The sequence below is a fragment of the Plantactinospora sp. KBS50 genome (genome assembly GCF_002285795.1).
Taxonomy (GTDB): domain Bacteria; phylum Actinomycetota; class Actinomycetes; order Mycobacteriales; family Micromonosporaceae; genus KBS50.
This window is the reverse complement of sequence record NZ_CP022961.1, coordinates 2516351-2538146: the sequence shown is the minus strand read 5'-3', so window position 1 is coordinate 2538146 and position 21796 is coordinate 2516351. Positions and strand designations below refer to the sequence as shown.

22 protein-coding genes and 1 pseudogene are annotated in these 21796 nt (G+C 73.0%); 3 read left to right on the top strand and 20 right to left on the bottom strand.

The window, feature by feature from the left end:
• Positions 1-21: 21 nt before the first annotated feature.
• Positions 22-216, bottom strand: coding sequence for a DUF397 domain-containing protein (locus CIK06_RS11290; RefSeq protein ID WP_198348311.1), 195 nt, complete (start codon positions 214-216; stop codon positions 22-24).
• A 5-nt stretch (positions 217-221) separates the two neighbouring features.
• Positions 222-1004 (bottom strand): helix-turn-helix transcriptional regulator, encoded by a 783-nt coding sequence (locus CIK06_RS11285; protein WP_095564788.1) that lies wholly within the window; start codon positions 1002-1004, stop codon positions 222-224.
• 213 nt (positions 1005-1217) lie between these two features.
• On the opposite strand from CIK06_RS11285, the gene CIK06_RS11280 reads away from it, so the two are divergent.
• Positions 1218-1619 carry a hypothetical protein gene (locus CIK06_RS11280; RefSeq protein ID WP_095564787.1) on the top strand — a complete coding sequence of 134 codons (402 nt, stop codon included), beginning with the start codon at positions 1218-1220 and terminating at the stop codon, positions 1617-1619.
• Here the strand turns inward: CIK06_RS11280 and CIK06_RS11275 are convergent.
• The 7 genes from CIK06_RS11275 to pgsA form a co-directional block, all read right to left on the bottom strand.
• Entirely contained in the window at positions 1571-2320 is a 750-nt protein-coding gene (locus CIK06_RS11275; RefSeq protein WP_095564786.1) for a YebC/PmpR family DNA-binding transcriptional regulator, read from the bottom strand. The genes CIK06_RS11280 and CIK06_RS11275 overlap by 49 nt on opposite strands.
• Positions 2321-2475: 155 nt before the next feature.
• Positions 2476-3102 carry a pyridoxal 5'-phosphate synthase glutaminase subunit PdxT gene (gene pdxT, locus CIK06_RS11270; RefSeq protein WP_095564785.1) on the bottom strand — a complete coding sequence of 209 codons (627 nt, stop codon included), beginning with the start codon at positions 3100-3102 and terminating at the stop codon, positions 2476-2478.
• 26 nt (positions 3103-3128) lie between these two features.
• Entirely contained in the window at positions 3129-3977 is an 849-nt protein-coding gene (gene pdxS, locus CIK06_RS11265) for a pyridoxal 5'-phosphate synthase lyase subunit PdxS (RefSeq protein WP_232534287.1), read from the bottom strand.
• Positions 3978-4266: 289 nt separating this feature from the next.
• Entirely contained in the window at positions 4267-4758 is a 492-nt protein-coding gene (locus CIK06_RS11260; RefSeq protein ID WP_198348198.1) for a hypothetical protein, read from the bottom strand.
• Positions 4759-4856: 98 nt separating this feature from the next.
• Entirely contained in the window at positions 4857-6017 is a 1161-nt protein-coding gene (locus tag CIK06_RS11255; RefSeq protein ID WP_095564782.1) for a glycosyltransferase family 4 protein, read from the bottom strand.
• Between the two features lie 19 nt (positions 6018-6036).
• Positions 6037-6966, bottom strand: coding sequence for a phosphatidylinositol mannoside acyltransferase (locus CIK06_RS11250; RefSeq protein WP_095564781.1), 930 nt, complete (start codon positions 6964-6966; stop codon positions 6037-6039).
• A gap of 16 nt (positions 6967-6982) precedes the next feature.
• Positions 6983-7606 carry a phosphatidylinositol phosphate synthase gene (gene pgsA, locus CIK06_RS11245; RefSeq protein WP_095564780.1) on the bottom strand — a complete coding sequence of 208 codons (624 nt, stop codon included), beginning with the start codon at positions 7604-7606 and terminating at the stop codon, positions 6983-6985.
• A 244-nt stretch (positions 7607-7850) separates the two neighbouring features.
• On the opposite strand from pgsA, the gene CIK06_RS11240 reads away from it, so the two are divergent.
• Positions 7851-10016 (top strand): elongation factor G-like protein EF-G2, encoded by a 2166-nt coding sequence (locus CIK06_RS11240; protein WP_095564779.1) that lies wholly within the window; start codon positions 7851-7853, stop codon positions 10014-10016.
• Between the two features lie 635 nt (positions 10017-10651).
• On the opposite strand, the pseudogene CIK06_RS11235 reads toward CIK06_RS11240, so the two are convergent.
• Positions 10652-11127: pseudogene (locus CIK06_RS11235) on the bottom strand (HIT domain-containing protein).
• A gap of 259 nt (positions 11128-11386) precedes the next feature.
• On the opposite strand from CIK06_RS11235, the gene CIK06_RS11230 reads away from it, so the two are divergent.
• Positions 11387-12124 (top strand): D-Ala-D-Ala carboxypeptidase family metallohydrolase, encoded by a 738-nt coding sequence (locus CIK06_RS11230; protein WP_095564778.1) that lies wholly within the window; start codon positions 11387-11389, stop codon positions 12122-12124.
• Between the two features lie 68 nt (positions 12125-12192).
• Here CIK06_RS11230 and thrS read toward each other — a convergent pair whose 3' ends face one another.
• From thrS to CIK06_RS11180, 10 genes are all read right to left on the bottom strand, one after another.
• Positions 12193-14205, bottom strand: a complete 2013-nt coding sequence (thrS, locus tag CIK06_RS11225) for a threonine--tRNA ligase (protein ID WP_369916201.1) — start codon at positions 14203-14205, stop codon at positions 12193-12195.
• A gap of 213 nt (positions 14206-14418) precedes the next feature.
• The gene (locus tag CIK06_RS11220; protein ID WP_095564776.1) at positions 14419-15081 is read right to left on the bottom strand and encodes a rhomboid family intramembrane serine protease; all 663 of its coding nucleotides are present in this window, start codon (positions 15079-15081) and stop codon (positions 14419-14421) included.
• Positions 15082-15166: 85 nt separating this feature from the next.
• Positions 15167-15403: a hypothetical protein gene (locus CIK06_RS11215; RefSeq protein WP_157756709.1), complete on the bottom strand. Its 237-nt coding sequence runs from the start codon at positions 15401-15403 to the stop codon at positions 15167-15169.
• Positions 15360-15830 (bottom strand): DUF4345 domain-containing protein, encoded by a 471-nt coding sequence (locus CIK06_RS11210; RefSeq protein WP_095564774.1) that lies wholly within the window; start codon positions 15828-15830, stop codon positions 15360-15362. The genes CIK06_RS11215 and CIK06_RS11210 overlap by 44 nt, the downstream gene beginning before the upstream one ends.
• Positions 15827-16045: an MbtH family NRPS accessory protein gene (locus CIK06_RS11205; RefSeq protein ID WP_095564773.1), complete on the bottom strand. Its 219-nt coding sequence runs from the start codon at positions 16043-16045 to the stop codon at positions 15827-15829. Before CIK06_RS11205 ends, CIK06_RS11210 begins: the two co-directional genes overlap by 4 nt.
• Complete coding sequence (locus tag CIK06_RS11200) at positions 16042-17208, bottom strand: glycosyltransferase (RefSeq protein ID WP_095564772.1); 1167 nt, start codon at positions 17206-17208, stop codon at positions 16042-16044. The genes CIK06_RS11205 and CIK06_RS11200 overlap by 4 nt, the downstream gene beginning before the upstream one ends.
• A gap of 103 nt (positions 17209-17311) precedes the next feature.
• Complete coding sequence (locus CIK06_RS11195) at positions 17312-18769, bottom strand: glycosyltransferase family 2 protein (protein WP_157756708.1); 1458 nt, start codon at positions 18767-18769, stop codon at positions 17312-17314.
• 9 nt (positions 18770-18778) lie between these two features.
• Positions 18779-19618, bottom strand: coding sequence for an ABC transporter permease (locus tag CIK06_RS11190; protein WP_095564770.1), 840 nt, complete (start codon positions 19616-19618; stop codon positions 18779-18781).
• Positions 19615-20571, bottom strand: coding sequence for an ABC transporter ATP-binding protein (locus CIK06_RS11185; RefSeq protein ID WP_095564769.1), 957 nt, complete (start codon positions 20569-20571; stop codon positions 19615-19617). Before CIK06_RS11185 ends, CIK06_RS11190 begins: the two co-directional genes overlap by 4 nt.
• Before the next feature lie 47 nt (positions 20572-20618).
• The gene (locus tag CIK06_RS11180) at positions 20619-21791 is read right to left on the bottom strand and encodes an acyltransferase domain-containing protein (RefSeq protein WP_095564768.1); all 1173 of its coding nucleotides are present in this window, start codon (positions 21789-21791) and stop codon (positions 20619-20621) included.
• Positions 21792-21796 lie beyond the last annotated feature (5 nt).

Here is a 21796-nt window from a genome sequence, read left to right as displayed (position 1 = left end):
CGCCAGACGAACCGCCGTGGGTCAGTCGGTCGGGCCGATCCGCTTCGCGAGGTCGACGAAGCCCTGCCACTGCCCCGGACCGAAGGTCAGGATGCCGCCGTCGCGGTCCTTGCTGTCCCGGACCAGGACGACGCCGGGAACATTGTCGGCAACTTCGACACAGTTGCCGCCGTTGGAATTGGAGCGGCTGGACTTCCGCCACCGCGCGGCGGGGATGATGGTCATAGCTTGTTCACCATTTCACTCATCAAGCGCTGCGATTGGTCATGATTCAGCGCTACGGAGCGTACCCCATCCCAGCATTGCACCAGAGACGCCACCTGGACGGGGTCGATAATGGTCCGCCCGGCCAGCTGATCCTCCAGGTAGGCGACGGTGGATCCGTCCGGCATCGTCGCCAGCACGAACGGGCCGGACTGCCCGACGTAGAGGCCGGCGTCGTCCGGCACGACATGAACATAGAGCCGGGACCGCGCGGCGAGGTCGAGCAGATGGACGAGCTGATCCTTCATCAACTCAGCGTCACCACGACGCAACGCCTGGGCGTCCAGAACGAACGTCATCAGCGGTGGCCGGTCACCGTCCCTGATGGTCGCCTGCCGCTGTAGCCGGACGGTCAACTGCTCGGCCGCGGCCGACTCGTCGAGCAGTCCGGCGTCCAGCACGGCCCGCGCGTACGCCTCGGTCTGGAGCAGGCCCGGGACGTACTGCGGCTCATAGGAGCGCAGCGTGACGGCCTCGCGTTCCCGGTCGGCGAACGGCCCGAACCAGTCCGGCGGCGCCGTCTTGCGCGCGTCGCGGGACAGCCCCTGCACGAGATCGCCGGTGTCGAACACTTCGTCCAATCGGCGGGCGGTGTCCGGCATCGGAATCAGCCGGGCCGTCTCGAATTTGGCAATGAGCGAGGTGCTGACGCTGAGTCGTTCGGCCAACTGATCCTGGGTGAGGCCGCCGTGGGTAGCGCGAAGATATTTCAGGATACGCGGCACACCATTGTTACTCATTATTCTCGGTCCTTCTCGGCGGCTACGCGAACTCGGAACAATAGAACCGTGTATGCCGCCTATCTTCCTCGCGCCGGGGGTGGCGGTCCAGGCTGGAATTCAGCGGAACCGCTCGGCGTCGGTCCGGCAACCACCGGAGCGGAACCGCCGGGGCCGCCCCCGGACAACTCGCCCACAACGGGGGCGGCCCCACCAATCCCACGGAGGTACCGCATGCACCAGCACACCCACCTGCCAGCTCCGCCGCCGACCGCGACCCAGGAGCAGGAGCAGACGCAGGATCAGGACCAGTCCCGGGAGCAGGAGGAGCCGGCGTGGCACCGGGTACGCCGGCCGCACTGGAACTGCGCCACCTGCGGCGACCCGTACCCCTGCGCACCCGCACGGACCGCGCTCACCGACCTGTACGCACAGGACCTGCCGGGACTGGCCATGCTGATGGCCTCCGACCTGCACGAGGCCATCAAGGACCTGTGGCGCCTGCACCCCGACGGCCCACCGCAGACCGTGCACGAACTCTTCGACCGGTTCGTCGGCTGGACCCGGCAGCCCGAGCCGCCGTGGCCTCAGCCCACGGCCGCCATGATCTCGTCCGAGACGTCGAAGTTCGCGTAGACGTTCTGCACGTCGTCGCAGTCCTCCAGCACGTCGATCAGCTTGAAGATCTTGCGCGCGCCGTCCTCGTCCAGCGGCACGTTCACGCTGGGGATCAGCGAGGACTCCGCCGACTCGTACTCGATGCCGGCGTCCTGCAACGCCGAACGGACCGCGATCAGGTCACCCGGCTCGCTCACCACCTCGTACGCCTCGTCGAGGTCGTTGACCTCCTCGGCGCCGGCATCCAGCACGGCCATCAGCACGTCGTCCTCGCTCAGCGCGCCCTTCGGGACGATCACCACGCCCTTGCGGGAGAACATGTACGACACCGAACCGGCGTCGGCCAGCGAACCGCCGTTACGGGTCAACGCGGTGCGCACCTCGGTGGCCGCCCGGTTGCGGTTGTCGGTGAGGCACTCGATCAGCAGCGCGACACCGTTCGGCCCGTACCCCTCGTACATGATCGTCTGGTACTCGGCGCCGCCGGCCTCCAGACCGGACCCGCGCTTGACCGCGCGGTCGATGTTGTCGTTCGGGACCGAGTTCTTCTTGGCCTTCTGGATGGCGTCGTAGAGCGTCGGGTTGCCCGCCGGGTCGCCGCCGCCGGTCCGGGCCGCCACCTCGACGTTCTTGATCAGCTTGGCGAACATCTTGCCGCGCTTGGCGTCGATGACCGCCTTCTTGTGCTTGGTCGTCGCCCACTTGGAGTGGCCGGACATCTGCTACCTCCCGTTGCTCCCCGCCGTCTGCCTCGACCGCCCCGCACGACCCGCCAACTCCACGCGGAGATCCCGTCGGTACCGGGGTGGACAGCCGTGGCGGGCAGAAGGCCCTGCCGAACCCGTCGAGTCTATCGAGGCCGGCCCGGGTGGTGTCAGCGACGGTCCGCCGCCGCGGCCAGCGCGTCCCGGACCAGCTCCACGAAGTACGCGTGCACCCGGTGGTCACCGGTGAGTTCGGGGTGGAACGAGGTGGCCATCAGATTGCCCTGCCGGACCGCGACGATCCGGCCGGCGGCCGACCCCTCGGCGACCCGGCCGAGCACCCGCACCCCGTCGGCGACCTGCTCCACCCAGGGCGCCCGGATGAAGACCGCGGAGAACGCCGGACCGGGCATCCCGTCGATCAGCACCGGCAGTTCGAACGAGTCCACCTGCCGGCCGAACGCGTTGCGCCGGACCGTCATGTCGATGCCCGCGAAGCCGCGCTGGTCGGGCCGGCCGTCGAGGACCCGCGCCGCCAGCATGATCATGCCGGCGCACGACCCGTACGCCGGCATGCCGTCACCGATCCGCTTTCGGATCGGTTCGAGCAGCTCGAACGTCTCGGCCAGCTTGCTGATCGTGGTGGACTCCCCGCCGGGGATAACCAGCCCGTCCACCTCGTCCACCTCGGCCGGCCGGCGGACCGGCACGGCCCGCGCGCCGGTCCGCGTCAACGCCCGCACGTGCTCGCGGACGTCACCCTGCAGGGCCAGTACGCCGATGAGCGGCTGGTCCATCCCGCGGTCCCCTCCTCGCCCGCCCGTCACCAACCGCGCTCGGCCAGCCGGTGCGGCTGCGGGACCTCCTCGACGTTGATCCCGACCATCGCCTCGCCCAGTCCACGGGAGACCTTGGCCAGCACGTCCGGGTCGTCGTGGAAGGTGGTGGCCTTCACGATCGCGGCGGCACGCTGCGCCGGGTTGCCGGACTTGAAGATTCCCGAGCCCACGAACACGCCCTCGGCGCCGAGCTGCATCATCATGGCCGCGTCCGCCGGGGTGGCGATGCCGCCCGCGGTGAACAGCACGACCGGCAGCTTGCCGGCCTCGGCCACCTCCTTGACCAGCTCGTACGGCGCCTGGAGTTCCTTGGCGGCGACGTACAGCTCGTCCGGGGACAGCGAGGTGAGCCGGCGGATCTCGGCGCCGATCCTCCGCATGTGCGTGGTGGCGTTGGAGACGTCGCCCGTGCCCGCCTCGCCCTTGGACCGGATCATCGCGGCGCCCTCGGTGATCCGCCGCAGCGCCTCGCCGAGGTTCGTCGCACCGCAGACGAACGGCACGGTGAACGCCCACTTGTCGATGTGGTTGGCGTAGTCGGCCGGGGTGAGCACCTCGGACTCGTCGACGTAGTCGACGCCGAGGGCCTGGAGCACCTGCGCCTCGACGAAGTGCCCGATCCGGGCCTTGGCCATCACCGGGATGGAGACCGCGCTGATGATGCCGTCGATCATGTCCGGGTCGCTCATCCGGGAGACGCCGCCCTGGGCGCGGATGTCGGCCGGCACCCGCTCCAGCGCCATCACGGCGACCGCGCCGGCGTCCTCGGCGATCTTCGCCTGCTCCGGGGTGACCACGTCCATGATCACACCGCCCTTGAGCATCTCGGCCATGCCGCGCTTCACGCGGGCAGTGCCGACCACGGGCGTAGCGGCGGGCTGGGCAGTGCTCTCCGACACGGTGTCCTCACTCTGTCTGCGGGGTTGTGGGGTCCGCGGGTGCGCGGGGTCCGCCGGGGTTGCGGGGTGTGCGGTGGTCACAAGGCGGACCGGAGACGATTTTACGTTCCAGGCCAACGCCGGCCCACGGCCAATCCAGCCCCGGGTGGCCTGCCCTGTGGCGCGGATTACCCCACGGGCCGGCGCACCGCACGCCGCCGGCCCGGGCCGGGTCGGCGGGCGGTCAGCGCACCGGCAGGTCGGGCTGGATGGCCAGGATCGGGTCGTCGATGTCGAAGTAGCCGGGCCACTCGTGCTGGCGGGCCATCCGGAAGAGTCGGACAATCTGCCGATTTCGCGCGAAAAGCGCCCCGCGCACCAGATCGGTATGAACCTGGCGGGCGAGTGCGAGTCGACGGCTCGCGGCGATCACCGCCGCGGCGGCGGGCTCGTCCGGACTCAACCCGGTCAGCCGCAGCTGCCGGGTGAGATCGTTCTCGGCGGCCTCCCGCTCGTCCGGCCCGGCGTCCAGGGCGATCCGCGCCGCCGCGTACAGCTCGGTCGCGTACCGCTCCTCGGCCAGCACGGCGGCGGCCGCCGCCCGGCGCAGCAGGTGGGCGTCCAGGGCCCGGCCGGCGGCGGCGGCCCGGCGGTGCAGCCGGTCCACCCGCGCCGAGGTCCAGGCCAGGTACGCGCCGAGCGCGAACACGACGAGGGCGCCCAGCCACCACCACATGCCCGGCATCGTAGTGTCGCCTCCCCACCCTCGATCCGCCGCCGGCCGCGCCGGCCGCGCCGGCCGCGCCGACCCCCGGCGGTACGCCCGTACCCGGTTCAGCCTGGCATGGTCCAGTCCTCGTCGACGACCCGGCCGTCGGTGGCCTCGATCGCCGTCTCGTACACCTCCACCACCCGGCGGGCCACCACCGGCCAGTCGTACCGGGCGACCACCTCGCCGGCACAGGCCGCCAGCCGGTGCCGCTCCGCCGGATCGTCGAGCAGCTCGGCGAGGGCGGCACTCAGCCCGGCGGCGTCGCCGATCGGAAACAGCCGGCCGACCCGACCACCGTCCAGCACCCGGCGGAACGCGTCCAGCTCGCTGGCAACCACGGTCGTCCCGGCGGCCATCGCCTCGGTGAGGATCATGCCGAACGACTCGCCGCCGGTGTTGGGCGCCACGTACAGGTCGACGCTGCGCAGCATGCGGGCCTTGTCCGGCTCGCTGACCAGGCCCAGGTGGGTGATCCGGTCGCGCAGTTCGGCGGGTACCCCGGCGTACAGCTCGGCGCTGTCGCCCGGGCCGGCGACCAGCAGGCGCAGCCCCGGACGGGACCGGGCGAGCGGGACGAACGCGTCGCGCAGCACCGGGAACCCCTTGCGGGGCTCGGTGAACCGGCCGAGGAAGCCCACCGCACCGCCCGAGCCCGGCCCGACCGGTCCGGGCCAGCCGGGCAGCGGTTGCGCGGAGGCGAACTTGGCCACCGCCACCCCGTTGGGGATCTCCACCGCGCCGCCGTCCAGGTGTTCCACCTGGACCCGCCGGGCCAGCGCGCTCACCGCGATCCGGGCGGTGATCTTTTCCAGCACCACCTGGAGAATGCCCTGGGCCGCGGCGAGCGCCCGGGACCGGGTCATCGCGGTGTGGAAGGTCGCCACCACCGGCCCGCGGGCCGAGAGCACCGCCAGCAGCGAGATGCTCAGCGTCAGCGGCTCGTGCACGTGCAGGACGTCGAAGTCGCCCCGCGCCAGCCAGCGCCGGACCCGGGCGGTGGAGACCGGGCCGAAGGCGATCCGCGCCACCGAGCCGTTGTACGGCAGCGGCACCGCCCGCCCGGCCGGGACCACGTACCCGGGCAGCGCCGCGTCCTCCTCGGCCGGGGCCAGCACGCTGACCTCGTGTCCGAGTCCGATCAGCGCCTCGGCCAGGTCCGTCACGTGGTTCTGCACACCGCCGGGCACGTCGAACGAGTACGGGCACACGATGCCGATCCGCACTGGCCCCTCCCCCGCGGTCTCAGGCCGGGCCGGTTGTCGCCGAGGACCCCGGGACGGCCCGGTTGGCGGGCTGGTCCAGCCACATCCGTTGCAGCATGTGCCAGTCCTCGGGGTGCCGGGCGATGCCGGCGGCGAGTTGGTCGGCGACCCGCTGGGTCAGCACCGTGACCCGCTGGGACAGCGTGCCGTGCTCCGGCCCCGGCGGCTCGATCGGCCCCACCAGGCGCCCGCACGCGGAGTCCGCCTCGTACCACATGTCCGCGGTGTAGAGCGGGGCGCCGGTACGCAGGGCCAGCAACGCCGGACCCGGCGGCATCCGGGTCGGTTGACCGAAGAAGGTCACCGGTACGCCGGTGCGGGACAGGTCCCGGTCGGCCAGCAGCGGCACCACGTACCCCTGGCTCAGCCGTTCGGCCAGCAGCGTGAGCGGCGGCTGCCGCCCGCCGGTCAACGGGATGATCTCCATGCCGAGACCCTCCCGGAACGCGACGAACCGCCGGTACACGCTCTCCGGCTTGAGCCGCTCGGCGACGGTGGCCAGCGGCCAGCCCATCGCGGTGACCCAGGCACCGGCGGCGTCCCAGTTGCCGGCGTGCGGCAGCGCGACCACCACCCCCCGGCCGGCCGCCACCTCGGCCGCCAGCACCTGCTCGCCGTCCAGCCGGAACTGGCGCCGGATCGCCGCCCGGTCGCCGCCGGGCAGCCGGAACGCCTCCAGGAAGTACCGGGCGTACGAGCGCAGCCCGCGACGTACCAGGTCGTCGAGCTCTGCCGGCGGCAGGTCCGGGCCGACGACGCGCCGCAGGTTCTCAGCCAGCCGGCGTACCCCCGGGCCACCCCGGCGGTACGCGCGGTCGGCGGCCACGCCGAACGCGGCGGCGGCGACCGGCCGGGGCAGCACCCGGATCAGCCGCCAACCGGCCAGATAGCCGAGGTCCGCCAGGCTCACGCCCGGAACCTCCCGGTCACGCGTCCGCGCCCAGTTCGGCCTGCCGGTACACGTGCGCGATCCGCTGGCCCACGGTGACCAGCGAGAGCGCGGCCAGCAGCCAGAGCGAGGCGGGCAGCGCCCAGCCGAGGCCCAGGCCGGTGAGCAGACCGCCGACGCCGACGGTGATGAGCCGCTCGGTGCGTTCGGCGACGCCCACGTTGCAGGTCATGCCGAGGCCCTCGGCCCGCGCCTTGACGTACGAGACGAGTTGGCCGAGGACCAGGCAGAGCAGGGCCGCGGCCACCCCGGCGTGGTCGCCCCGGACGGCCAGCAGGTAGGTCACGGAGCCGAACACGGCCCCGTCGCTGACCCGGTCCATGCTCGAATCGAGGAATGCGCCGAACCGGGAACTGCCCTGGCCCCGCAGCCGGGCCATCGTTCCGTCCAGCATGTCGGTGAGGGCGAAGAACGTGACGATCAGCGCGCCGGCCACCAGGTGACCCCGGGCACCGAAGCCCAGGGCACCCACCACACAGCCGATGGTGCCGGTCACGGTCACCGCATTGGGCGTGACGCCCACCGCCAGCAGGCGGCGGGCGAGCGGCTCGACGACGCGGGTCAGGGCACCGCGTACGGACACTTGGAAGATCTTTGCCATGGCGGTCCCACGATAACGGTCGCCATCAGGGACGGATACCGGCGGTGGCCCCCCGAGTTGGGTTCGCGGGGTTGTGTCGGGAAGGTTACGGGTGTGGGATCGACACAAGGAACGTGAGCTACCTCACCACAGAACACTTCGGGTGAACGGCGCGCAACGGGCCGGGGCGAAAATGTCGCCTTCGGGTCACCCGGGCCGCTCCCGCAGCGCGGCGGTCGTCACCCAAGCGAGGGAGGTGCGCCCGATGGCGCAGAAGAGTCAGGAGAAGGGGCTCACCGGCGCGCCGGTGGTGACCGGCCCCGACAGGGTCCGCAACGTGGTGCTCGTCGGGCACTCCGGAGCCGGCAAGACCACCCTGGTGGAGGCGCTGCTCACGGCGACCGGCACGATCTCCCGGGCCGGCACCGTCACCGACGGCACCACGACCTGCGACAACGACCCGGCCGCCATCCGGGCGCAGCGGTCGGTCGCGCTGGCCTGCGCCCCGCTGCTGCACCGGGACGTCAAGGTCAACCTGCTGGACACCCCCGGGTACGCCGACTTCGTGGGCGAACTGCGCGCCGGGCTGCGCGCGGCCGACGCCGCGCTGTTCGTGGTCTCCGCCGTCGACGGCATGGACGCGGCCACGGCGGCGCTGTGGGAGGAGTGCGCGGCCGTCGACATGCCCCGGGCGGTGGCGGTCACCCGGCTCGATCACCAGCGGGCCGAGTTCGACGAGACGGTGGCGCTGTGCCAGCGGGTCTTCGGCGACAACGTCCTGCCGCTGTACCTGCCCATGCTGGCCGACGACGGCGTCTCGACGGTCGGCCTGCTCGGCCTGATCACCCGGCGGGTCTTCGACTACACCGACGGGCTGCCGGCCGCGGTCCGCGACCCCGACCCGGAGCACCTGCCGGCGATCACCGAGGCGCGAAACGAACTGATCGAGGGCGTCATCGCCGAGAGCGAGGACGAGACCCTGATGGACCGCTACCTCGCCGGGGAGCAGATCGAGGTCGAGGTGCTCGTGGCCGACCTGGAGAAGGCGGTGGCACGGGGGCACTTCTACCCGGTGGTGCCGGTCTGCGCCGAGACCGGCGTGGGCGTCGACGCCCTGCTGGAGGTGCTGACCTCCGCCTTCCCCGCGCCGCCGGAGCACGCCCTGCCGGCGGTCACCGGCGTGGACGGCAGCCCGCGTCCGCCGCTGACCTGCGACCCGGCCGGCCCGCTGGTGGCCGAGGTGGTCAAGACCACGATCGACCGGCACGTCGGCCGGGTGTCCCTGGTCCGGGTCTTCTCCGGCACGCTGCGCCCGGACCAGACCGTGCACGTCGCCGGGCACGGCATGGCCGAGCGGGGGCATCCGGACCACGACGCCGACGAACGGGCCGGGCACCTGTACAGCCCGCTCGGCGCCGCGCTGCGCGAGGTGACCGAGTGCGTGGCCGGCGACATCTGCGCGATCACCAAATCCGGCACCGCGGAGACCGGCGACACCATCTCGGCCAAGGACGACCCGCTGCTCATCGAGCCGTGGGAGATGCCCGAGCCGCTGCTGCCGGTGGCCATCGTGGCGCGCAGCCGCGCCGACGAGGACGCGCTGGCCAAGAACCTGGCCCGGCTGGTGGCCGGCGACCCCACGCTGCGGCTGGAGCGCAACCCGGAGACCCACCAGCTCGTGCTCTGGTGCATGGGCGAGGCACACGCCGACGTGGTCCTGGACCGGCTGCGCAGCGGCGGCGTGGACCTGGAGACCGAACCGGTGCGGGTGGCGCTGCGGGAGACCTTCGCGCTGACCTCGAAGGGCCACGGCCGGCACGTGAAGCAGTCCGGCGGGCACGGCCAGTACGCCGTCTGCGACATCGAGGTGGAGCCGCTGCCCCGCGGGTCCGGGTTCGAGTTCGCCGACCGGGTCGTCGGCGGCGCGGTGCCGCACAACTACATCCCCTCGGTGGAGAAGGGCGTCCGGGCGCAGATGGAGGGCGGCATCGTCGCCGGCTACCCGATGGTCGACCTGCGGATCACCCTGGTGGACGGCAAGGCGCACAGCGTCGACTCCTCCGACGCGGCGTTCCAGACCGCCGGCTCGCTGGCGCTGCGGGACGCGGCCGAGAAGGGCCAGGTCACCCTGCTGGAGCCGGTGGACGAGGTGCTGGTCACGGTGCCCGAGGAGTTCGTCGGCACGGTGATGAGCGACATGGCCGGGCGACGCGGCCGGGTGCTGGGCACCGAGGCCGACCCGGACGCCCCGGACCGGGCGCTGATCCGCGCCGAGGTGCCGGCCACCGAGCTGGTCCGGTACGCGGTCGAGCTGCGCTCGATGACCTCCGGCACGGGCAGCTTCCGCCGCTCGTTCGCCCGGCACGACCCGATGCCGCAGCACCTGGCCGAAAACGTACGCAAGGAACACGCCGCCCGCACCGGTCACTAGCCGGTGGCGCCACCGGGCAGCGTCGCTGGGCGGCGACACCGGGCAGCGTCGCTGGGCGGCGACACCGGGCAGCGTCGCTGGGCGGCGACACCGGGCAGCGTCGCTGGGCGGCGACACCGGGCAGCGTCGCTGGGCGGCGACACCGGGCAGCGACACCGGGCAGCGGCAGGGCGCGCGGTGACGGGGTCACGAGCCACCCGGCCGGGCTGGCCTGACCGGCCAAGCTGGCGGGCTGGCGGGCTGGCGGGCTGACGGGCTGACGGGCTGGGCGGGCTGGACGGGCTGACGGGCTGGCTGCCGGGCGGGTCGCGGGCGCGGACCGAACACATCTTTTGCGGCTATGCCCGAGAGTCATTTTTATGACTCTCGGGCATAGCCGCAAAAGGTCTTGTCGCTCTCAGCGAGGTCACTGCCCGTCACGGTCGGACCGGGCCGGACGGTGCCGGCGGGGTCGGACGCTGCCAGGCCGAGCGGCGCCGGGCCGGACGCTGCCGGCGGGGTCGGACGCTGCCAGGCCGAGCGGTGCCAGGCCGGACGCTGCTGGGCGGTGCCGCGCCGGGCAGTGCCGGGCCGGGCAGTGCCGGGCCGGGCGGTGCTGGGCAGTGCCGGGCCGGGCAGTGCCAGACCGGACGGCGTCAGGCCGCGGACCAGGCGCCGGCCAGCAGGTCCCGGGTGTCGGCCAGCAACTGCGGCAACACCTTCGTGTGACCGATCACCGGCATGAAGTTGGCGTCCCCGCCCCACCGCGGCACCACGTGCTGGTGCAGGTGGGCGGCGATGCCGGCGCCGGCCACCCCACCCTGGTTCATCCCGATGTTGAACCCGTGCGGCCCGCTGACCGTGCGGATCACCCGCATCGCGCGCTGGGTGAAGGTGGCCAGCTCGGTGGTCTCCTCGGCGGTCAGCTCCGGGTAGTCGGCCACGTGCCGGTACGGGCAGATCAGCAGGTGGCCGGGGTTGTACGGATAGAGGTTGAGCACGGCGTACACCGACTGCCCGCGGCTGACCACGAGGCTGTCCCCGGCGCTGGCACCGGGCGCCCGGCAGAACGGGCAGCCGGTCGGCTTCTCGTACCCTCGGCGGGCTTGTCCTCGCCGGTCAGGTAGGTCATCCGGTGCGGAGTCCAGAGGCGCTGTAGTCCGTCCGGCTCGCCGGTGGCATGGAACGAGGGCTCGTCGGATCCCTGTGCTGCGCTCACCGGCCGATCTTAGAGGGTGCCGGATGCACCCCGCCCCGCAGCGCGTGCCCGCGTCCCGCCCCAGCGCGTACCCGGGCCGCGCGCAGGTCAGGTGAAAAGGGTTCATTGATCAAGCGACATGTTGACGGAGATAATTTTCGCTTCACTTCCCCACCCCTGGAGGTAGTTCCACATGCTTCGACGTCTTCGACATGCCGCCCTCGCCCTGACCATGGCCCTGACCAGCACCCTGGTCGGGGTGGTGGGCACGGCCGCGCCGGCGCACGCCGACGGCTGTTACACCTGGGGCCGGAGCCTGTCCTCCGGCGCCACCGGCGACGATGTCCGCCAACTGCAGATCCGGGTCGCCGGCTACCCCGGCTACAACACCGTGCTCGCGCTGGACGGCTCATTCGGACCGGCCACCACCGCCGCGGTCAAACGGTTCCAGTCCGCCTACGGCCTGACCGTGGACGGCATCGCCGGACCGCAGACCTTCAGCAAGATCTACGCGTTGCAGGGCAACGACTGCACGCCGGCCAACTTCAGCTACGCCGAGCTGAACCAGTGCAACAGCACCTGGTCCGGTGGCGCCGTCTCGGCCGCAACGGCGAAGGCGAACGCGCTGGTGGCGATGTGGAAGCTACAGGCCATGCGGCACGCCCTCGGCGACCAGCCGATCCGGATCACCAGCGGATTCCGGAGCGTGTCCTGCAACAACGCGGCGGGCGGCATCTCCAACAGCCGGCACCTCTACGGTGACGGGGTGGACATGGGCGCCAGCCCGCACAGCCTCTGCACGCTGGCCAAGGAGGCCCGCTACCACGGCTTCACCGAACTGCTCGGCCCGGGCTACAGCGGCCACAACGACCACGTACACGTCGGCATGCAGCCGTTCCACTACTGGTACGCCTCGACCTGCGGGATCTGAGCCCGTACGGCCGCCGGGGTGCGCGTCCCGCGCGCCCCGGCGGTCCGGGTCAGGATGCCCGGGCGGGGTCAGGACGCCTGGGCGGCCGGCTCGGGCTCGGCGGACGGACCGGTGTTGGTCCGGGACCGCACCACCTCGACCACGTGCGCCACGGCCTCGGCCAGCGGTACGCCGTTGCGCTGGGAGCCGTCCCGGTAGCGGAACGACACCGCCCCGGCGGCCACGTCGGAGTCGCCGGCGATCGCCATGAACGGCACCTTCTGCTGCTGGGCGGTGCGGATCTTCTTCTGCATCCGGTCGTCCGAGGTGTCCACCTCGGCCCGGATCCCCTCGGCCCGCAGCAGCCGGACGAACTCGTCCAGATGTCCGGTGTGCTCGTCCCGGATCGGGATGCCCACCACCTGCACCGGCGACAGCCAGGCCGGGAACGCCCCCGCGTAGTGCTCGGTGAGCACGCCGAAGAACCGCTCGATCGACCCGAACAGCGCCCGGTGGATCATCACGGGCCGCTGCCGGCTGCCGTCCGCGGCCTGGTACTCCAGGTCGAACCGCTTCGGGAAGTTGAAATCGACCTGGATGGTGGACATCTGCCAGGTCCGGCCGATGGCGTCCCGGGCCTGCACGGAGATCTTCGGGCCGTAGAAGGCCGCGCCGCCCGGGTCGGGCACCAGTTCCAGCCCGGACTCGTCGGCCGCGGACTGCAACGCCGCGGTGGCCGCCGCCCAGTCCTCGTCCGAGCCGATGAACTTGGGCGAGTCGTCCCGGGTGGACAGCTCCAGGTAGAAGTCGTCCAGGCCGTAGTCGCCGAGCAGGTTCAGCACGAACCGCAGCAGCGAGGTCAGCTCGCCGGCCATCTGCTCCCGGGTGCAGTAGATGTGCGAGTCGTCCATGGTCAGCCCGCGCACCCGGGTCAGGCCGTGCACCACGCCGGACTTCTCGTACCGGTACACCGCTCCGAACTCGAACAGCCGCAGCGGCAGCTCGCGGTAGGACCGCCCGCGCGCCCGGAAGATCAGGCAGTGCATCGGGCAGTTCATCGCCTTGAGGTAGTACTCCGAACCCTCAAGCTGCATGGGCGGAAACATGGTGTCCGCGTAGTACGGCAGGTGGCCGGAGGTCTCGAACAGCTGCCCCTTGCTGATGTGGGGCGTGTTGACGAACTGGTAGCCGGCCTGCTCGTGCTTCATCCGGGAGTAGTTCTCCAGCTCCCGCCGGATGATCCCGCCCTTGGGGTGGAAGACCGCGAGCCCGGAGCCGATCTCGTCGGGGAAGCTGAACAGGTCCAGCTCCGCGCCGAGCTTGCGGTGGTCGCGCCGGGCGGCCTCGTCGAGCAGCCGCAGGTACGCCTTCAGCGCGTCCCGGGTCGGCCACGCCGTGCCGTACACCCGTTGCAACTGCGGGTTGCGCTCGCTGCCCCGCCAGTACGCCGCGGCCGAGCGCATCAGCTTGAAGGCGCCGATCAGCCGGGTGTTCGGCAGGTGTGGTCCCCGGCACAGGTCCGACCAGCAGACCTTGTCCTCGTTCGCGGCCAGGTTGTCGTAGATGGTCAGCTCGCCGCCGCCGACCTCCATCACCTCGGACGAGTCCAGGCCCTCGCCCTTGACGTCGACCAGTTCCAGCTTGTACGGCTCGCCGGCCAGCTCGGCGCGGGCCTGCGCGACGCCGTCGAAGCGCCGCCGCCGGAACCGCTGCCCCGACTTGATGATCTCCTGCATCCGCTTCTCCAGCCGGTCGAGGTCCTCCGGCTGGAACGGCTTGGGCACGTCGAAGTCGTAGTAGAAGCCGTTCTCGATGGGCGGCCCGATGCCGAGCTTGGCCTCGGGGAAGATGTCCTGCACCGCCTGGGCCAGCACGTGCGCCGTCGAGTGCCGCAGCACGGTCAGCCCGTCCGGCGAGTCGAGCGGCACCGGCTCGACAGCGGTGTCCGCGTCCGGCGTCCACTCCAGGTCGCGCAGCCGGCCGGCGTCCGGACCCGCGGTCTCGCGGACCACGGCGATGGCCCGCGGACCGCTGCTCGGCAGGCCAGCGGCCGCCACGGCGGCGGCGGCCGTCGTCCCGGCCGGCACGGCGATGGGCTCCATCGGCGGGACGGCGGCGGACTGGGCTGCGGACACGGGTACTCCTCGATCGTCGGGACGGACCGGACGACCCGCCCGGCTCCCTGCGATGCTAGTCGCCGGCTCCGGCGCAGCCCGCGCAAGGGACACGCGTCCCACCCCTCGCCGCCACCGGCCGGCGTTGATCAAGGCGGGGGCGGCCACCGGACGGCGCCGGCCGGGGCGGCACCGCCTCGATCAACGCGGGCGGCGCGGGGCGATGATCAGCCCCAGCACGATCCCGGCCACCAGGGCCGGACCGTGGATGTCCCGGATCAGCGCCAGCGCCGCCCCGGCCGCCAGGCCGAGCAGGGCGAAGATCCGCAAGCCGACCGACCGGCCGGGCGCCCGGCGCAGCACGTAGCCGAACAGGCCACCGAGCAGGCCGAGCACGGCGATCGAGTTTCCGGCGCCCGCGGGCTGCCAGGACAGCGCGGCCACCTCCCCGGCGGCCGCACCGCCGAGGTAGAGCAGCAGCCAGCGGGCACCGCCGAACAGCCGCTCCGCCGGCAGCCCGACCAGCAGCAGGACGAGCAGGTTGAGCGGAGCCTGCCAGAGCGGGTCCTGCACCAGCAGTTCGGTGCCGAACTGCCACCAGCGTCCGCTGGACAGCGTGTCGGCGTGCCGGGCGAACCGGTCCAGCAGGTCCGGCCGGAGCAGTTGCCAGACCGCGAACCCGGCGGTGACCGCGAACACCAGCAGGGTGATCGGGCGCGGCCGGCGCCACTCCGAGGCGAGCGCGCCGGGGATCCCGCCGCGGGAGCGACCGAGCGGACTCGGCGCCACCCGGACCAGCACCTGGATGCCGGCGGTCATCAACACCGCGGCAGCGCCGAGGCCGATCCATGTACCCGTGTCCATCAGTCCCTCTCCGCGTACCCCGCCCGGCCCGCCCGCCGTTCCCCGGCCGGACCCGGTCGAAAGACCCCGACCGGACCCGGTCGGCTCAGTTCTCGACCGCCTCGGCCACGGCCCGCCGGACCTCGGCCGGGTCCACCCGGTCCAGGCCCCGCGACCGCATCATCGCCAACACCTCGTCGGTGATCTCGTCGACACTCCGCCCGGCCGACTGCTGGATGATCCGGTTGGCCTCGCGGTTGATGTCCCGCAGGTGTCCCCCGGTCACCCGGCCGAGCAGGCTACCGAGCCGCGGCGTGCCGCTCATCCGCATGTTGAACTCCATGGTCCGATCCTCCGCTCTCCCGCTCGACCACGGCACGAGGACGTGTCGCGGCCGAGGCCACGCTGGCCTGCCACCGCCACAGCACCGGCGGCAGCAGCAGCTCGACGAAGGTCGCCGCGAACAGTACCGGATGCGGCCGACCCATCTCCATAGTGGACAACAGCCGGGCAAGCCCGCTGGCGAACATCACCGCCAGCGCCGCCCGGAACGGCACCGCCGCCCGGTCGATCCGGGGCACGAGGGTGAGCAGGAACACCCCGTACGCCAGCCAGTAGACGGCCATGAACCGCACCTCGCTGTCCACGGTGGAGTTCGTGTGCTCCGGCACCAGCATCCCGTCCGGCCCGCCGGTGACGGCCAGCAGCCCGGTGACGATCGGCAGGATGCCGAAGATCAGGACGATCGCCTGCAGTGTCCGCTTGCTCATCGATGGCCTCCCTCGGGCCGCTCGTCCGCGACCGGACGGCGGGCCAGGTACCGGGTCAGGTAGTCGGAACAGCCCTGGAAGTCGTCCGGCCGGTGCAGGGCGGTCCAGCCGGGCGGCAGGGGCAGGTGGTCCGAGCGCACCGACGGCCGGCCGTCGGTGTCCAGCACCACCCGGAAGGTGGCGGTCGGGTCGTCGAACTGGTCGATGACGATCACGCCGCGGCTCCGGCCAGCGTCGCCACGTCCGCGATCAGCGCCTCCACCGGCGGCAGCGCCAGCACCCGCCGCCGCACCGCGCGGGCCGCCTCGCGGTACGAGGGCGTGCTCAACACCCGTGCGCAGGCGGCGGTCAACCGGTCCGGTCGCAGCCCGGTCGCCGGCAGCGTCGCCGCCACGCCGAGCCGGGCCAGCCGGTCCGCGTGGTACGGCTCGTCGCCGATCACCGGCACGGCCACCATGGGCGTACCGGCCCGCAGCCCCTCCCGGACGCTGCCGAAGCCGGCGTGCGTGAGGAACAGGTCGGCGGTCTCCAGCAGCAGCGGCTGGGGCACCCGGTCGACCACCCGGACGTGCTCGGACGGGGCGCTCAGCGCGGGCGCGGTGCTGCCGGCCGCCACCACGGCCACGCAGTCCAGCTTGGCCAGCGCCGCCAGCACGGTGGACGCGAGCGGCTGCATCTTCCAGTCCAGGCCCGGGACCACGGAACCGAACGCCGCGTACACCAGCGGACGGTCCGCCGGCAGCTCGGCCACCCACTCGGGCAGCCGCTCGCCGACCCGGCCGGGCTGCGCCTGCCGGTAGCGGCGCAGGGTGTCCGGCGTCCGGTAGTCGTCGTACCCGGGCGGGGTGAACGCGGCCAGCATGTGCCGGTACGGGTCCGGGTTGTCCACGGCCGGCAGGCCGTACCGGTCGCGCAGCCGCCGCAGCGGCGCGCGGACGGCCGAGGCGTCGAGCAGGTGGGTGCAGCCGGAGGCGACCGCCACGTGCGGGAGGCCGGCCCGCTCCGCCGCGAGGTAGCCACCGAACTCCTCGGCGACCCGCAGCAGCACGTCCGGCCGCCAGCTACCGATCAACCGTTGCAGGTCCGCCGCGGCGCGCAGCGCGGGCTCCCCGAGGAAGACCCGCTCGACAAGCGTCGTGGTGTAGTCCCGGTGCGCCCCGAAGGCGAGCTGCCGGCCGATCGCCTCGGCGGTGCCCGGGTCGGTCGTCCAGTCCACTCCGACGGCCGCGAACGGCAGCCCGTGCGCGGCCACCTCCGCACCGAGGCCCACGGGAGCGGCGATCAGCACCTCGTCGCCCCGCGCCCGCGCGATGTGCGCGATCGGGGCGAGGGTTCGCAGGTGCGACGTCGCGTCGATGGTGGAGATCAGGATCCGCACGCCGGTGCTTCCCTCCCCTGGATCGTCGCTGTCGTTGTCGTTGCCGCTGTTGCTGTCATCGTCGCTGTGGCTGCCGCTGTCATCGTGGCTGCCGCTGCCGCTGTCATCGTCGCTGTGGCTGCCGCTGTTGCTGCCGCCGCGACGGGCCGGGCCGGTACCGGCACCATCGGCACCCCCGGCCAGCGCCGAACCGGGCGGGGACCGCCGGACCGGACCGGTTCGACGGCGCCGACGCCGTTCTCCCGGGCCAGCAGGGCCTCGTTGAGGGCGACGCCGGCCGCGCGGGCGGCCGCCTCCAGCTCGACGATGCCGGCCGGCTGGTGGGCCGGGCAGCGCGCCGCGAAGGCCGCGAACAGCCGGTCCCGCCGGCCCAGCCAGGCCAGGTCGTCCCCGACCGCGGCGGCCGGCAGGACCGCGCCGGGCACCGCCGGGGCGTACCGGTGCAGGACCTGGCCGATCGCGGCCAGTGGGGGCGGTCGGAGCCGGCCACCGGCCCGGTCCCGCCCGGACCTGTGCCGGCCGGACCTGCGCCGGGCGGGTCGGTGCTGGGCGGGTCGGTGCCGGGCGGGCCGACCCGGAGCGGCAGGTGGCGCCAGGTGGCCTCGGCGACCCCGGCCCGGTCCACCGCCGCGGTCAGCACCGCGCCCAGGTCCCGGATCAGCCCCGCCTCGTCCGGCTCGACCAGCTCGACCCCGCAGGTCCGACCGATCTCGTCCAGGTAGCCGACCAGCAGCACGGCGTGCCGCAGCAGGCCGATGGTGGCGAACACGGCGCGGGCACCCAGGTCGGCGACCTCGGTGAACCGGCGCCAGCCCGTCGCCCGGCCGGCCGTCAGGTCCAGGTACGTGCGCAGCGGTGCCGGCAGGTAGTACTCCAGGGTGCGCCGTTGCAGGTAGACCCGGGCGGTGCCGGCGCCCTGGCGCAGGGTGCGGCGCAGGATCGACGCCGGTTCCTCGACGACCTCGTGCAGCGGCGGCTCGCCACCGTCGCACCAGGCGATCGCGCCGCCCGCGGCCCGGATCCGCAGCCCCAGGTCGGTGTCCTCGCCGAAGCGCGGGTAGCGGCCCGCGTCGAACGGCGGACCCGGCAGGGCGTCCCGCCGGTAGCCGGCGTTCGCGGTCACCAGCGTCGCCGCCCGCCCCGGCCCCGACGGCCGGGCGTCGAAGCCCCGGTCATGCTCCAGGTACGCCGTCACCGGACCCAACGCGACGGTCCGGACCGGAGCGGCCACCGCGGTCACGCCGGGCTGGTGCAGTGCCGCGGCCATCCGCGCGGCCCAGTCCGGCGGCACCACCAGGTCGTCGTCGACGAAGAGCACGGTGTCGTGCCGGGCCGCCGCCACGCCGTCGTTGCGGGCACCGGACACGCCGGTGGCGGCCGAGTGCAGGATCCGCAGGCCCGGACCCTCGGCCACCGGGACCGGCGTACCGCCGGCCCCGTTCACCACCAGGATCACCTCGGAGTCGGTCCCGCACCGCTGCGCCGCGACGACCGCCGACCGTACGCTGCGGACCAGCGTCGGGCTGCGCAGCACGGTGGGCACGACCACGCTGACCGGCACGCCGGCCACCTACCCAACCACCCGGGAGACGAACGCCCGCACCGCGACGCCGCCGACGACGACCGTGCCGCCGCCGAGGGCCAGCAGGAACGCCCAGACCGGCAGGTGCGGCAACTGCGGGGTGAGCGTCGCGCGCAGCCCCTCGCTCATGTAGACCACCGGGTTGAACAGGACGGCGATCTGCAGCCACGGCAGCCGGCTCAGCGTCGACCACGAGTAGTAGACGCAGCCCAGCATGGTCAGCGGGGTGACCACCACGGCGAAGAACTGCTGGGCGCGCTTGATGTCCACGAGCGTGCCCAGCAGCAGCCCGGTGGCCGAGCCGAGCAGGCACGACAGCAGCACCACGGTGACGAACAGCGGCCAGTGGTAGACGTGCACGTACGGCGCCTGTCCCTTGGCGTGCACCACCAGCACGATCGGGAAGACCAGCAGGCCGGCCAGGAACGCCTGGATCGCCCCGGAGACGATCTTCTGCACGCCCAGCATCCAGATCGGCAGCGGGGCCATCGCCCGGTCCTCGATCTCCTTGTTGTAGGAGAACTCCAGCAGCAGCGGCATGGTCACCGCCATGATCCCCTGGATGGCGATGGTGATGGCCACCAGGCCCGGCACCAGGATGGTGCTGAACCCGCGGCCGTCCAGCCCGGGAGCGCCGGCCAGCCCGATCTTCGGCATCACGTAGGTGAAGACGAAGGTGAAGGCCAGCGGCTGCATGACGGCCCGGACCAGCAGCGAGCCGAACTGCCCGCGCAGCACGCGCAGGTCCCGGGCCAGCAGGGCACCGAAGGTGTGCAGTCCGATCCGCCGCGTACTCAGGTTCGCGTGCGGCAGCGCGATCAGGGTCATTGCCGGTACTCCCGTCCGGTGAGGTTGAGGAAGGCGGTCTCCAGGCTCGGCCGGAGCGTGCTGACGTCCTGGATGGACAGACCCTGGTCCGCGCCGGCCGCGGCCAGCTCGCCCACCAGCCCGGTGGTCCGGGTCGCGTGCACCCGCATCCGGTTGCCCTCGACCTCGACCCTGGTCACGTCGTTGATCTTGCTGGCGATCTCCGCCACCGGGGTCGCGTCACCGGTGAAGACCACAGTGGTCACCGCCTCCGCGCCGGCCGCGTTCTTGATCTCGTCGATGCCGCCGTCGGCGACCACCCGGCCGTGGTCGATGATCGCGATCCGCTGGCACAGCGACTCGGCCTCTTCGAGGTGGTGCGTGGTGAGCAGCACGGTCTGCCCCTCGGCGTGCAGTTGCCGCAGCAGCTCCCACAGGTGCAGCCGGGTCTGCGGGTCGACCCCGGCCGACGGCTCGTCCAGCACCAGCACCTCCGGCCGGTGCATGATGGCCCGGCAGATCATCGCCCGCCGTGCCTGCCCACCGGAGACCTCGTCCAGCGACGCCTTCGCCTTGTCGGCGATGTCGAACTGGGTCAGCAGCTCCATCCCGCGCTGGCGGGCCTCCCGGCGCCCCATCCCGAAGTACCGGCCGCGGAACTCAAGGTTCTCCAGCACCGAGATCTGCCGGTCCATGGTGTTGCGCTGGGTCACCACCGCCACCCGCCGGCGGACCTCGACCGGGCGGGCCAGCACGTCGATGCCGGCCACCGTCGCCGAACCGCCGGTCGGGCGGATCCGGGTCGTCAGCATGCCGATCGTGGTGGATTTGCCGGCGCCGTTCGGGCCGAGCAGCCCGAAGAACTCCCCCTCGGCGACCGACAGGTCGATGCCGTCCACGGCCTTGATCGTGTGCGGCCCGTACTGGTATTCCTTGCGTAGACCGGTTGTGGTGATCGCGGGTCGCGTCATCATCGGCTCCTTTGTGACGGCTGTCGGTATCGACGATCGCGGGTACCCGGCTAGCGCGACTCGACGATGGCTGGAGGGTGCGGCGGCACCGCGATCTCGTGCCCCTCGGCCCGGATCCGCTCCGCCGCCGCCACCACCGAACGCCTGTCGGCCTCGCCCGGTCCGGGCCGGGCCGGCAGCAGCGCCAGCACCTCGCTCCGGCCGGCCGCCACCGCCGGATGCCGGCGGGCGGCGACCGCGAGCGCCTGGCCCGGGCTCGCGTCCACCAGCAGCAGGTCCCGCTCGGCCAGCCGGGCGTCCAGGGTCGGCCAGAACAGCACCGGTTCGACCGCGTGCCCGGCCCAGAACTCCGGCCGGGCCGCCAGCTCCGCGGTCAGCCGGGAGGTGGTGTACGCGGAATACACCGGCAGCCGCGGTGGCGCCAGCGGGAGCCGGCGGAGCACCGGAAGCGAGCCGGCCACCAGATCCGCCGCGGCCGGACTGTGGAACGCCACCGAGCAGCCGATCCGCTGGCAGACGTACCCGGCCGCGCGCAGTCGCTCCGCCGCCTCGGCCAGCGGGCCGTCCAGACCCGCCAGCACCGTCTGCCGGGGCGCGTTCACCGCGCCCACCGCCACCTCCGGACCCAGGTACGGGGTGACCTGCGCGACGCTCGCGGCCACCGCGAGCATGCCGCCCGGCGGGGCGTCGACGGAACCGACCACCCGGTTGCGGAGCAGTTCCACCGCGTCGGCCGTCTCGAACACCCCGGCCAGGGTCGCCGCGGCGATCTCGCCCACGCTGTGCCCCACCAGCGCGGCCGGCCGGACACCCCAGCCGCACACCATCCGGCCGAGCGCCAGGTTCACGGCGAACAGCAGCGGCTGCGCCCGACCCACCGCGTCGATCGGCACCACCGGCCGCTCGGCCAGCCAGTCGGCACGCAACGCCGGGCCCTCGGCGCCGAAGCACCGGAAGACCTCGTCCATCGTGTCGGTGAAGACCGGGTCGGCGTCGTACAGGCCGGCCGCCATCCGTACCCGTTGGGCGCCCTGGCCGGCGAAGAGCAGCGCGACCGGCCGCGGGGCGCCGGTGCCCGGCGTGGCCGCGCCGGAGGGCGCCGCGCCGGGCCGGCGGTCGCCGGGCGCGCGGTCGCCGGGCGCGCGGTCACGGGCCGTGCGGTCACGGGCCGCCCGGTCGCCGCTCGCCCGGTCGTGGTGCCTGGTCGTGGTGCCGCTGGTCATGCTTC